A 12,401-nucleotide genomic window follows, 5' to 3' on the forward strand; every position below is an offset into this window, starting at 1 on the left:
CGCTGACGCTCGCGGCAGCGTGAGTGCGACTCCTGCAACCAGCACCGCCGCTCCACTGCGCGAGCCGCGCGAAAACGCTTCGCGCAGCTTCTGCGCGAGCATGGCGGCCGGCGCCGGAGTCGCCTGCAGGCGCGCGAGCAGCGTCGGGTCGTCGAGTTCGGCGATCAGGCGCGTGCCGCTGTCGGCGATCGAGACGACCATCAGGCGATCGAAGGCGCGCAGCAGCGCAATCCCCTGGCGCGGTCCGATGGCGATGCGGTGAACGATCGCCAGCGGCATCTCGGGATTCGAGGCACCGAGCCTGGGCATGCGCTGCAGTCCGCGCGCCAGCAGCGCGATCGCTCCCGCGACCGCGATCAGTGCACCGGCGACGCCGAGCCACGAACCCATCATCGGGTCTCTCCCTCGCCCTGCGGCGCGACCAGCGCGGTGATGCGCACGCCGAGGCGCTCGCCCACCACCACCACTTCACCCTCGGCGACGCGTCGGTCGCTCACGTAGACGTCGACCGGCTCGCCGACGCGGCGATCGAGCGGCACCACCGATCCGACCTCGAAGCGCAGCACCTCCTGAACCGTCGAGCGCGCGCGGCCGACTTCGATGATGATCGGCAGCGAGACGTCGAGCAGCAGATCGAGCGAACCCGCGCCGCTGCGGGGGGCGACGACAGTGGCATTGGAATCCGCGGTCACGAGTGACTCCTCTCGGACGCCGGCGAACGATCGTCGCCCGCGGTCCGCGAAATGGGTCGGGCGATGCGGAGCGCGAATCGCTGCCGCACCTGACCGACCAGGCCTTCATAGAGCGCCCGCCCGTTCACGCACAGTTCGAGCGGCGTGTCGGGAGCGAGCGAGGTTTCGAGCACGTCGCCGATCGCCAGCGAGGCGAAGCGACGAGCCGGAATTCGGGTGAGCGGAAGGCGTGCGACCAGATCGACACGGGCCTCGCGCACATGGGCGAGCAACTCGGCCTGCGAATCGCGGACCGGAGCGTCGCGGTCGACGCCCGACAGCGCGGACTCGAGCCGACCGAGCGGCAGCGCCAGCGTCATGAATCCGCGCGTCGTGCCGAAACTCACTTCCAGATGCATGACGAGTGCGGGCGCGTCGGGCCGCAGCGCGCGCAGCAGTTCGGGATCGCGCTCGAAGTGTTCGAGCCGCACTTCGAACGTGACGAGCTCCGACCAGGCGTCGCGAATTCGATCGATGATGCGTTCGACGAGCCCCGACAGCGTCGCCTCTTCGAGCCCGGTGAGCGCTCGTAGTTCGGTCGGCGAGTCTCCCGAGCCGCCGAACAGTCGCTCGACCATTATGAGCGCCAGTGGCGGATCGAAGTCGAGCAGTGCGCGATCGGTCGGCGCAGCACCGGTCGAAAACACGAACGTTGCGCACGGGTTGCCGAGCGCTTCGGCCGCGTCCGCGAAACCCAGGATCTCGACCGCCTTCGTGACGACTTCGGCACGGGTGCGAAGTCGCGGGGTGAGAAAGTCGGCGAGCCCGCCGGCAATGGTGGCCGCGACCGCATCGATTCGCGCCCGCCGCGCCCGCGACAGGCGCGGCGGATTCGCGAAGTCGAGGGGCGCGATCTCTTCCGAGACCGGCCCCACTCCGGGCCCCTCGCCCCGGAGCAAACGATCGATGTCACGCTGAGTCAGACGCTCGGCCATGGCGCGCCCCTACTGAATGACGAACTGCGGGAGATAGACCTTGAACCTGGTCTTCTTGCCGGCGATCGGCTGGACCGCATTGGAGATCAGACGCTTGAGCGAATCGCGAGCACCCGGCTGGGCGAGCTGCTCGAGCGTGCGGGCCTCGAGCTGTGCGATCACCAGATCGCGGATCTCGACATCGTGGCCGCGGAAGCGCTCCTCGGCCTTGGGATCCTTGAATTCGAACGCGACCGACACCAGCAGGAAGCGCGAGCCCTGAGACCCGGCGGGATTGAGAATGATGTTCTCGAGCTTGAAGACCGGTCCCTTTTCGGGACCCTCGCCTTCCTTGCCGTGGGCGCCCTTCTTGTCCTTCGAGTCGTGCGTCGACTCCTCGTCTTCGCTTTCCTCGTCGCCTTCTTCGCCCTCGGCGTGAGCCGCCGGCTTGACCGGCGCGGGAATCAGGCGCGGTCCGACCACGAACACGCCGGTGCCTCCGCCCACGACGAACGCGACCAGCGTGACCACCAGCAGGATCACGAGCGACGGACCGGGCTTGGCCGGCGCCTTCGCCGACTCGCCCTTGGCAGCGTCGGGCTTGGCAGCGTCGCCCTTCGATTCAGCAGCGGGACCGCTCATGCGACCTCTCCGTGGTGAGCGCGCGTGGCGCCGTGATGCGAGGCGCGTCCTGCGCCCCGTCCTCGGAGTGATCAACCGCAACGCGCGTGCCACGGAGCTGCACGTGCGGACTGCGATGAGGTGTGCTTGCGGCGATGCGGCAGATACAAGCGAAAAGGGAACTTCGCTCGCGAACGGCAAGCACGGCCTCGACTCGCGACTCGGACACGGCACGAAGGTCCGGACGAATGTTCCGGGTGCCTGCGGACGAGAGGGCCGGCGACTGGAAGATCGGACCGCTGGCGGAGAATTGTTCCGGATGAGCGCCGGAGTCTCGAGCGGACTTCACGGCCGGCTCGAGCCTCGCTCTAAAGGCGACGCGCCCGAAGCTTTCGCCCCGGGCGCGCGCCACCTCGACTCACTCGGCGCCTAAGCGCCGAGCGCTTCACTACCGCCGCAGATTCACCAGCTCGTTCAGCAGCTCGTCCGCGGTCGTGATGACGCGGGCGTTGGCCTGGAAGCCGCGCTGCGTGACGATCATGTTCGTGAACTCCTGCGAGATGTCCACGTTCGACCCTTCGAGCGCTCCCGCGGTGATCGTCGAGTCATTCGTGACCCCGGCGAACCCCACGATCGCGATGCCCGAGTTCGACGACTCCTCGAACGCGTTGTCTCCGGCACGTGTCAGACCTGACGGATTCGTGAACGAGCCGAGCGCGATCTGCGCCAGGCTGCGCGTCACACCGTTCGAGAAGAAGCCCGAGATCACGCCGAACTGATCCACGGTGATGTCGAGCAGCTCGCCCGACGGGTAGCCGTTCTGTCCGCTCACGACGGCGTTCGAAGGATTCGCGAAACCTGCGAGTCCATCGATGCCACCGACCGTGCCGGCGTTGATCGTCATGTTGAACGGCGCTCCACCCGTGGTCGGGGTCAGCGTGAGTCCTGCACCACCGCCCGGGTAGGTGAAACCGGCCAGGCTGCCGTTCGAGGCGAACGACACCGTGCCGGTTCCGGCCGGAGCCACCGTCGCGGTCGGGCACGCAGCCGCCCAATCCCATGTCGCGGCCGCGGTCTTGGTGAACGTGATCGAGACTTCGTGCGAAGCGCCCGCGCTGTCGTAGGTGGTGACCGTCATGGTGTGCGTCGCACCGACCGCGGCACCGGCGTCGAGATTGCCCGCCAGCGTGAGTGCACTGGTCGGCTGTGCGGCGGCCCGGTCGCTCAGGCGCAACTGGATGTCACCGACCGCCGAACCGGTCGAGAAGTTTCCGAGCGAGTCGGCATTGATTCCCTGCAGCAGGAAGCCGGTGTTGCCCAGCACCATGCGCCCGTCGGCATCGAGCTTGAAGTTGCCGGCGCGCGAGTACACGCGACGCTGCCCGTTGTGCAGAACGAACATGCTGTCGCCCTGGATGCCGAAGTCGAACGGCGAGCCGGTCGCCTCGAGGCTGCCCTGCGTGAAGATCTGATCCACGCTGCCGAGATTCACGCCGGTACCGATCTGCATCGGGTTGGTACCGCCCAGCGTGGCGCTCGGACGCGAAGCGCCCTGCAGCGTCTGAACGAACGATTCCTTGAAGCTCGCCCGCGATGACTTGAAGGCGACGGTGTTGACGTTCGCGATGTTGTTACCGATCACGTCCATCCGGATCTGGTGGTTTCGCAGGCCCGACACACCCGCGAACAGTGCGCGCATCATGTTGGGTTTCCTCCTGTCCCTGGCTCGAGTGCAGCATGATCCGCCGATTCGTTCGGCGGAGGTTTCATTCAGTGAACGGTCGTATTACGGCGTCGTGGTCGGCGTTCCAATCTCGGCCACGTCGTCGAGCACCACTTCCATGCCGCCGATGCGCAGCACGATGCTGCCGTCGCGGAAGCTCACTCCGCTGACGGTCCCGGTGACGTACGGCGTGACCGGAATCGTCTTGCCAGCACCGTCCTTGACCTGCACCTCGTACTTGTAGACACCGGGCACCAGACCCTCGGGCAATGCGAGCGTCTGGCTGCCGCCCGGCATCGATCCGAACTCCCGGCGCGCGACTTCCTTGCCCTTCGAGTCCCGCACGATCAGCGTGGTGGTGCCTCCGACACCTCCGATGTCGACCTTGATCGGCGGACTCGAGTTCGCCGTCACTTCGAGCTGATTGCCGTGAGCGATCACCGAACGCCCCAGCATGGCGGCACTCAGCGTGGTCTTGCCGATCACGTTGCTCAGCTCGAGCGCCGTGGTCTGCGCCACCAGGCCGTCGCCGATCTGCTGGAGCTGCTCGACGGTGCTGAACTGCGCGAGCTGTGCGGCGAATTCATGCGGCTGAAGCGGGCTCATCGGATCCTGATTCTTCAATTGCGTGACCAGCATTTGAAGGAACTGGTCGCGTCCCATGGCACTCGAGCGGCTGGCAGCGTTCGACAGCGACCCGCTGTCGCCACCGCTGGTGCTCGCGAGCACACTGCGACTCACCGAGTTGGCGATCATGTCATTCCTCTCTGCGGCCGTGTCGCGTTTCGCGACGGCGCGCGTTCGGGTCCTGCCTCTGCGACGTCGACTGCTCGTCGCGTGACCGCGGCGAACGGCCGAAGTCATTGCGTCCGGTGCCGGCATCGCTTCCTCGGGAGCCGGCCTCCCGTCCGTCACTCACCGTCGCGGCGGCCATCACACCGACGCGCGGATCGTTGAAGCCGCGGTCCACCAGCGCCTGGCGCAGTTCGTCGACCTGGCGCACGAACTGTTGAGCGGTCTCGGGGTTCGAGGCGATCACGGTCGCGGTCAGTTCCTGTCCGCGCTGGACCAGCAGCACTTTGCCTTCGATCCCCGCGCCATCGTCGAACGGCAGTACGACGCGCGAAGCGATTCCGCTCGCATCGCGCAGTCGCTCGATCGCCCGTGCGACGTGCAGAGGATCCGCGGGTCGCAGGGCTTCGGCATCGGTGACGGGCGGCGGCGAAGTCGCTGCGAACTGCGGCGTCTCGACAGCCATCGAGGGCGCCGGCGGCACGACGGCCGCTTCGATCGGTGCCTTTCGGATCGGTGTGGACTCGACTTCGGATTGCGATTGCCCGGCGGCCGGCGGCTTCGGTGGCTCCGACCGCACCGGACTCTGCCCCTTCGGTGACTCCGCCGGCCTGGGCGCGACGACCGGCAAGGCTTGCGGCTCGCTCGCTCGCATCAGCGGCGCGAGCGGTGCACGCGGCGGTGCCGGATGAGTGGACACATCGAGGCGCGCGATCGCCTCGCCATCGACCGGCGGGGTCGCCGCAGAAGATGTGTTTGCGCGGGGCGGCTCGACTTGCGGCAATGCGGGTCGCGGCAGGAGCTGAGCCTCAGGGGCTTTGGCACGAATCGCGTAGGCCCGGGGCTTCGTCTCGAGATCGCGCACCGCCGCCTCGCGGGGCACTCGATTCCCCGTGCGCGGTGGCGCTGCGAAGTCCACGACATCCGGAATCGGGGTCCCCGGGACAGCCGGGGTGTCCTCGGGACTCGTTGCCAGCGCCTCGATCGATTCGATGCGAATCCGTGCGAAGGCCTCGGGTAGCTCGACGCCCGTGCTCGAACGAATGGACTCCGCCAGTGCTTCGGCGATCGGAGCGCGTGAGGCAATCGCTCTTGCGCTGGGCAAACTCGGTGCAGTTGGCGCAGTTGGCGCAGTTGGCGCAGTCGGCGCAGTCGGTTCGCTCGACGCGCTCGGCGCGCTCGGCGCGTTCTGCGCGCTCGGCCTCGGGCGCAGAACCGTGTTCAGCGATGCCTTCTGCGGCGGCGGCGCGCCGCGCGAATCGGCGCGCGAGGCCTGCTCGGGTGACGTCGTTGGCTCCGCCTTCGTCGATGCGAGAAGCGTCGTCGCGGGAGTCGGCAGCAGGATCGGAACTTCGGTGTCGAGCGATTCGACCCGGATCGATGGGGCGTCGGTCGAGGCCTCACCCGCCTCGGAAGTCTCTCCATCGCTCTCCGCGGTCGCAGCGCACGGCGAGGTCACCGGCAATGGGCTCGGCAATGGGCTCGGCAACTCGCTCGGCAACGTCGTCGGGAGCCGGACGTGAGCCAGTGCCGCGAGCGTCGCGGCGAAGGTCTCGGCTGCGGCACTCGAGGCGGCGGGTGCCTCGCCCGCCACGCCGCTCTCGCCACGCCATCCGGCGAACAACGCGAGGATCGTGTTCATGGGCGCGTCACCGCCGCGGGCGGTTCGATAGGGCGTGCGATCAGCCGTCGGCTCATCGAGGCCGCGCGCTCGGGCGGAAGCTGCGCCATCATCACCGCAGCCTGACGCACGCCGAGACTGCGCAGCACGCCTTCGACGTGATCGTCGCTCAGAAAGCCCAGGATTCGCACCGCGTCGTCGGGATTCATCTTGCCGAGAATGCGTCCCACCTGCGCATACCCTTCGGTGTTGTGGAGCGTTTGGATCACGACGCTCGAAGCGTGTCCTGCGGTCTGTGCCGTCGCGTCTGCGCCGGGCGCGCTACCGGGCGTCCAGGCCAGCGGCACCGGTGCCGCCGCGTGCTCCGCGAGACCATTGGCTCCCGTGACACCACTCGACGCCGGCGCTTCGCCGCTCGCGCCAGCCACGCCATGTCCGGTCGCCTGAGCGTCCGCCGTTGCACCGGCTGCGCCGTGCGCCGCCGCGGTCGAATCCGCCGCGACGTGAGTCGAATCCGCAATCGCGCCGCCTTTGGGCGCTCGCATCACGGTGACTCCGGTTCCCGCGGCGAGCCCGAACACCAGCCCCGCCACTCCGAAAATCACGAGCTTCATCGGCTCCCCTCCTCATCCTGCGCGTGGCGCTGCGGCCCGCGTCGGTTCTGCGCCATGGCATCCAGTTCCTTCTGTTCGTCGCGCGAGGCTTCGACGGCGTGTTCGCCCTGTCGCCGCTCTCGCAACTTCTCGATCACGCGCCGGTCGCGACGCGCGTCGTTCCACTGACTCTCTTGAGCGGCAGTGTGTTCGCGCGCCTTGTCGACATCGATCTGCGCGTTGCGCGCCGCCATGGCCACGGCCTCGACGGCGAGCCGCATGTTCTGAATCGATCCCGCCGCCACGGCGTGCGAAGGGCGGGCACCGAGCTGATCGCGGCTGCGTTCATTCGCCACCGCGGCTTCGCGCGCGGTGTGCTCGCGAAGCTGTTCCTCGCGCCGGGCCGCGCCGAGTGACGCCGCGCGTTCGCGTTCGAGGCGTTCGCGCAGTCGCAGCAGGCGGTCGAGGGGGAATCGGAATTTCATGCCGCACCTCCGTCGCGCGGCCCGACGGCCTTGCCGGCCGCGAGCGCCAGCGCGCGGACGCGACTCGAGATTTCTTCCAGCCCGGTGCCCTCCTCGGGCGCCTGCTGGAGGAAGTCGAGCCACTCGCCGCGCAATGCGATCGCGGCATCCACGGTCGGATCGACGCCGGCCTTGTAGGCGCCGACCGCGATCAGATCTTCGTGCGCACGGTAGGCGGCTTCGAGCTTGAGCACCGTGTTGGTGGCGTTGAGCGTCGCCGGGTCCAGCACCTGGTCGCGCACGCGGCTCACGCTCTCGAGCACGTCGATGGCGGGGTAGTGCTTGGAGTTCGCCAGCCGCCTCGTCAGTACGATGTGTCCGTCCAGGATCGAGCGCGCGGCATCGGCGATCGGTTCGTTGAAGTCGTCGCCCTCGACCAGCACGGTATAGAGCCCCGTGATGCTGCCGCGTTCCGAGGTGCCGGCGCGCTCCAGCAGCCGCGGCAACGCCGCGAACGTCGAGGGTGGATAGCCCTTGGTGGTCGGCGGTTCGCCGACCGCGAGTCCGATCTCGCGCCACGCCATGGCGACACGCGTGACCGAGTCCATCATGAGCAACACGTCGCGCCCCTGATCGCGGAAGTGCTCGGCGATCGCGGTGGCGACCAGCGCTCCGGTCGCCCGCACCACGGCCGGCTGATCGCTGGTCGCGACGATCACGACCGAGCGCGCGAGGCCCTCGGGCCCCAGGTCGCGCTCCAGGAACTCGCGCACTTCGCGACCACGCTCGCCCAGCAGCGCGATCACGTTGACGTCGGCGGTGGTGCGGCGCGCGATCATGCCGAGCAGCACGCTTTTTCCAACACCGCTGCCGGCCATGATGCCGATGCGCTGGCCGTGGCCCAGCGTGAGCAAGCCGTCGATCGCACGCACGCCGGTGCCGAGTGCCCGCGTGACGCGCGGGCGCTCGAGCGGCGGCGGTGGTGCGCAGTGGAGCGAGCGTTCGATGCGCGGCCCCTGGATCGGGCGACCCTCGATCGGCCGTCCAAGACCGTCGAGCACCCGCCCGACCAGCCCTTCGCCGACGTTCGCATAGAAGCCTCGGCCGAGCGGGACGACCCATGCGCCGGGTCGCACGCCTTCGGTGTCCCCGAGCGGCATCAGCAGCACGCCGCGCTCGTGGAAGCCGACCACCTGCGCCAGCATGCCGTGTCGGTCGTCGTGCGCGATGCGGCACAGTTCGCCGACCGCCGAGGGCAGGCTCGAGGTCTCGATCACCTGCCCGATCACGCGCGTCACACGCGCGCGGATCTCGAAACGCGGACTCGTGTCGACCACTTCGAGTGCATGCGAGAGCCAGTTCATCTCGGTCTCACGCATGGGCGATCCGTTCGTAGAGTTGGCGCAGCACGGTGTCGGCGCGGCCATCCACCAGCCGTGCGGGGGTCTCGAGCACCACGTCGCCGCGCGACAGCGTGTCGTCGGCCTTCCAGGTGACGATCGCAGCACTGGCGCCGCTCTCGCGCACCAGCGAGGTCTGCACGACCTCCAGATCTTCGGGGTGCATGCGCGCGACCACGGAGACATCACCCGGCAGTTCCGCGAATGCCCGCGACACGAGTCCCGCCACCAGTTCGGGGTGCCCGGCGAACTCGTGCTGGGTGAGCTGTCGCGCCACCACCAGCGCGAGCGCCGAGGAATCCAGCTCCCGGTCGCGCACCCACACCGCATAGGCTTCGTCGAGACGGTCGATGAGATGCGACAGCACCAGCAGCGGCGAAGCGAGCGACTGCTCGGCTTCGCTGCGGCCCGCCTCGATCCCGCGCTCGAATCCGGAACGCCAGTCGAGGCTCGCCTCCGGCCCCTTGTCGAGCGGCGCGGCCTCGAGCGAGATCCCCAGCTCCTCGAGCCCCCATCCTGCGCTCGCGACCGCGGTGCCGGCGCCCGGTGCGATCAGGTCCGGCAACGACCACAGCGTGGCCAGATCAGGTGACGAAGTCATTGCCACCTCCCGCGCCGCCGCGAGCCGGCATCACGATCTCGTTCGACTCCTCGAGGCTTCGTACCACTTCGATGACGCGGGCGTGCGCGGCTTCGACGTCACTGACGCGAACCGCACCGAGCAATTCGATTTCTTCGTCGAGCGCTTCGGCGGCGCGCCCCGACATGTTCGACTTGACGTGCTGGCGCAGCTCGGGACTCGCACCCTTGAGTGCGGTCGCCAGCTCACGCGAATCGACGTCGCGCAGGATGCGCTGAATGCCCTTGTTGTCGATGCGCAGCAGGTCTTCGAACGTGAACATCTTGGCGCGAATCGAATCGGCGACTGCGCTATCCCGTTCGGTCACGCCCTCGAGCACGCGCAGCTCGACCGCCTTGACCGAACTATTGAGCATGGCCGCCGCGACCTTGGGACCGTTGAGTGCTTCGGTGGTGGCGGCGAGCGTCACGCCGACCCGATCACCGAGCGACGACTCGATCACCGCCAGCAACGCCGGATCGACGCGATCGAGCGATGCCATGCGGAACACCGCGTCGGCGGCCAGCTCCGGCGCCAGCGCCCCGAGCAGCGCACCTGCGGCGACCGGATCGAGATGCGCGAGTACCACCGCGACGACCTGCGGATGCTCGGTTCGCATCGCGGCGGCGAGCGCCTCGGGTGCGGCACGTTGCAGGCGCCGCAGAGTTTCGTTGCCGCTTGCCGGAACCTGTTCGAGGATGACCTTGGCCTTGGCCTCGCCGAACGCTTCGTTCAGCAGCCGGTGCGCGACCTGCATGCCGCCGCGCGTCAGACTGTCGGCCGCCTTGGACTGCGAACGGAACTCGGTCACCACCGCGTCGACGACTTCCTGCGGAACCGACGGCATGGTCGTGATCGCGTACGACACCTGTTGAACCTCATCGGGTGCGAGGCGCTTGAGCAGGCGCGAAGCCACCTGCGGTCCGAGCGCCATGCAGATCACCGCGCACTTCTGCGGTCCGGTCAGCGCCGGCGTGCGGCCCTGGGTCGCGGCGCTCACGCTTCATTCTCCAGCCACGCACGCAACACCAGCGCGGCGTCATCGGCACGATCCGCATTCGAGTTGGAGTTCGGTTCTGTACGCGCCGACGGCGAGAGCACCGGTGGCGGAGTGAGCGTCGGCAGCGTGAGCGGCACGCTCGCGGCCGGCGCGGGTTCCGCGGCGCGGCGGGCGGGCGCTCCGAGCGAGCCGAAGGCGCGAAACGCGAGCAGCACCAGCGCGAGGATCGCGACCATGCCGGCGACCGGCCGGCTGACACGCTCCGCCACCTGAATGACGTCGACGCCCGGTGCCTTGGAACCGGCGGCGGCCACGTCGAGCGGCAGCACGCTCCCGAACGGCGCTTCGAGCACCGTGAGGCGATCGCCGCGCGCGCTGTCGATGCCGGCGGCGTTTCGAACCATCGACTCGATCGAGGCGATCGACAGGCCTGCCTGCTTGGTGGCGGCCTCGCGCAGTGCCACCTGATCGACGAGCACGGCAACCGACAGGCGGCGCACGTCTCCGACCGAGCGTTCCTTGCGTTCGATGCGCCGCGAGTTCTGATACGTGTTGCTGACCACGTTCGGCTGGTCGGTCGCGCCCGCGGGCGCTTCGCTGCGCTGCTCCTGCTGAAGCACCTGGGTCTCTGGGTCGAAGGTCTCGACCGTCTCGTCGACCTGATCGAAGCTCAATTCGGCCGACACCTCGGCGCGCGAGCGGCCCACGCCGACCACAGTCGCGAGCAGTGCCTCGATCTTGGTGACGACGTTCGATTCGACCGCACGCTGCACTTCGAGCTGGCGCGTGGTGAGCCCCGCCGAACCGGTGCCGACGGTCGGCGCCGACAGCACGCGACCCGCGTCGTCCATGATCGCGACGTGGTCGCTGGTGAGCTGCTCGACGCTGCTGCTGACCACATACGTGATGCCCTGAACCGTCTCGGGCGGAAGCTGGCTGTTGGGCTCGAGCGTCAGCACCACCGAGGCGGTGGCCGGACGTTCGAGGCGTCGCAGCGCGCTCGACACCGGGAGCACCAGATGCACCTGCGCGTCCTTCACCCCGCGCAGGCCCTTGATGGTGCGAGCGAGTTCGCCCTCGAGCGCGCGCTGAAACGTGACGCGCTGTGCGAACTCGGTCATGCCCCAGGTCGGCTTGTCGAACAGTTCGAGGCCCGGTCGACCGGACATCGGCAGACCGTCCTTCGCCAGCGCCACCCGCGCGCGCGCAATCTCGGCGCTCGCGACCTGAACCTCGGTGCCACCGCCTTCGAGCCGGTGCGCGATACCCGCCTTCTCGAGGTGATCGCCGAGCTGTGCGGCTTCGGCCAGCTCGAGATCGCGATAGAGCGTGACGTAGTTCGGCGCGGTCGCCCAGTTGGCGACCACCCAGATGATCGCGACCGCCGCCGCCGCGGCGAGCAGCATCGGCAGTCGCCGCCCGCTGAGCAGCGACTGCAGACCATTCGCGTTTTCGTTCGAGACGATCGAAGCCATGGGATCTCGCCTACTGGACGTTCATGATGGTTCGGTATGCGTCGGTGAGTTTGTTGCGGATCTCCACCAGCAGCTCCAGCGAGATCGAGGCTTCCTCGCTGGCCGCCATCACCTGGTGCAGCTCGACCGGTTCGCCGCGCAGGAACGCGCCGATCAGCGACTCGGCATTGGTCTGCATCTCGGAGGTGTCGCTCAACGTGCGCTTGAACACGTCGGCGAACGACGGTCCCGAAGCATCGGACGGCCCCTTGCCGAGGCTTCGTTCCGCCTGTTCGAGCACGTTGACCATGGTGCGATCGAGCCGGATCGGAGTGGTCATGGCGTCAGCCCCGCACGTCGAGCCGGCGACCGGTCGGCAGCGTCGCGGCGGACGCCGGTTCCGCGCCGGGCTGGTAGGTGAGCGGCCCGAGCCGCGCCATCGAGTCGAAGAATGCGCGTTCCTCGTCGG

The 12,401-nt window shown here is 68.5% G+C and carries 15 protein-coding genes; 1 reads left to right on the plus strand and 14 read right to left on the minus strand.

Annotation, left to right across the window (positions count from 1 at the left end):
* The 7 genes from HOP12_15700 to HOP12_15730 form a co-directional block, all read right to left on the minus strand.
* On the minus strand, window positions 1–393 hold a 393-nt coding region (locus tag HOP12_15700; protein NOT35589.1), incomplete at its 3' end, for a flagellar biosynthetic protein FliO.
* Window positions 390–692 carry a flagellar motor switch protein FliN gene (fliN, locus tag HOP12_15705; protein NOT35590.1) on the minus strand — a complete coding sequence of 101 codons (303 nt, stop codon included), beginning with the start codon at window positions 690–692 and terminating at the stop codon, window positions 390–392. The genes fliN and HOP12_15700, both read right to left, overlap by 4 nt.
* Window positions 689–1,666: a flagellar motor switch protein FliM gene (locus HOP12_15710; GenBank protein ID NOT35591.1), complete on the minus strand. Its 978-nt coding sequence runs from the start codon at window positions 1,664–1,666 to the stop codon at window positions 689–691. The genes fliN and HOP12_15710 overlap by 4 nt, the downstream gene beginning before the upstream one ends.
* Before the next feature lie 9 nt (window positions 1,667–1,675).
* Complete coding sequence (locus tag HOP12_15715; GenBank protein ID NOT35592.1) at window positions 1,676–2,287, minus strand: flagellar basal body-associated FliL family protein; 612 nt, start codon at window positions 2,285–2,287, stop codon at window positions 1,676–1,678.
* 427 nt (window positions 2,288–2,714) lie between these two features.
* Window positions 2,715–3,968 (minus strand): flagellar hook protein FlgE, encoded by a 1,254-nt coding sequence (locus HOP12_15720; protein ID NOT35593.1) that lies wholly within the window; start codon window positions 3,966–3,968, stop codon window positions 2,715–2,717.
* An 84-nt stretch (window positions 3,969–4,052) separates the two neighbouring features.
* On the minus strand, window positions 4,053–4,745 hold the full coding sequence (locus HOP12_15725; protein ID NOT35594.1) for a hypothetical protein: 693 nt from the start codon (window positions 4,743–4,745) through the stop codon (window positions 4,053–4,055).
* A gap of 1 nt (window position 4,746) precedes the next feature.
* On the minus strand, window positions 4,747–5,247 hold the full coding sequence (locus HOP12_15730; GenBank protein NOT35595.1) for a hypothetical protein: 501 nt from the start codon (window positions 5,245–5,247) through the stop codon (window positions 4,747–4,749).
* 889 nt (window positions 5,248–6,136) lie between these two features.
* Here HOP12_15730 and HOP12_15735 point away from each other — a divergent pair.
* Window positions 6,137–6,304: a hypothetical protein gene (locus tag HOP12_15735; protein NOT35596.1), complete on the plus strand. Its 168-nt coding sequence runs from the start codon at window positions 6,137–6,139 to the stop codon at window positions 6,302–6,304.
* 115 nt (window positions 6,305–6,419) lie between these two features.
* Here HOP12_15735 and HOP12_15740 read toward each other — a convergent pair whose 3' ends face one another.
* Genes HOP12_15740 through fliE form a run of 7 tightly spaced genes read right to left on the minus strand, consistent with a single transcriptional unit; the run spans window position 6,420 to window position 12,242 of the window.
* Window positions 6,420–7,016: a hypothetical protein gene (locus HOP12_15740; GenBank protein NOT35597.1), complete on the minus strand. Its 597-nt coding sequence runs from the start codon at window positions 7,014–7,016 to the stop codon at window positions 6,420–6,422.
* Window positions 7,013–7,480: a flagellar export protein FliJ gene (gene fliJ / locus HOP12_15745; GenBank protein ID NOT35598.1), complete on the minus strand. Its 468-nt coding sequence runs from the start codon at window positions 7,478–7,480 to the stop codon at window positions 7,013–7,015. The genes HOP12_15740 and fliJ overlap by 4 nt, the downstream gene beginning before the upstream one ends.
* Window positions 7,477–8,838 (minus strand): FliI/YscN family ATPase, encoded by a 1,362-nt coding sequence (locus HOP12_15750; GenBank protein ID NOT35599.1) that lies wholly within the window; start codon window positions 8,836–8,838, stop codon window positions 7,477–7,479. The genes fliJ and HOP12_15750 overlap by 4 nt, the downstream gene beginning before the upstream one ends.
* Window positions 8,831–9,460, minus strand: a complete 630-nt coding sequence (locus HOP12_15755; protein NOT35600.1) for a hypothetical protein — start codon at window positions 9,458–9,460, stop codon at window positions 8,831–8,833. The genes HOP12_15750 and HOP12_15755 overlap by 8 nt, the downstream gene beginning before the upstream one ends.
* A complete protein-coding gene (fliG, locus tag HOP12_15760) occupies window positions 9,444–10,478 on the minus strand; it encodes a flagellar motor switch protein FliG (protein ID NOT35601.1) in 1,035 nt (344 codons plus the stop codon). The genes HOP12_15755 and fliG overlap by 17 nt, the downstream gene beginning before the upstream one ends.
* Window positions 10,475–11,953 carry a flagellar M-ring protein FliF gene (gene fliF, locus HOP12_15765; GenBank protein ID NOT35602.1) on the minus strand — a complete coding sequence of 493 codons (1,479 nt, stop codon included), beginning with the start codon at window positions 11,951–11,953 and terminating at the stop codon, window positions 10,475–10,477. The genes fliG and fliF overlap by 4 nt, the downstream gene beginning before the upstream one ends.
* A 10-nt stretch (window positions 11,954–11,963) precedes the next feature.
* Window positions 11,964–12,242, minus strand: coding sequence for a flagellar hook-basal body complex protein FliE (gene fliE / locus HOP12_15770; protein NOT35603.1), 279 nt, complete (start codon window positions 12,240–12,242; stop codon window positions 11,964–11,966).
* Window positions 12,243–12,401: the final 159 nt, after the last annotated feature.

This window comes from Candidatus Eisenbacteria bacterium, assembly GCA_013140805.1.
Classification (GTDB): domain Bacteria; phylum Eisenbacteria; class RBG-16-71-46; order RBG-16-71-46; family RBG-16-71-46; genus JABFRW01.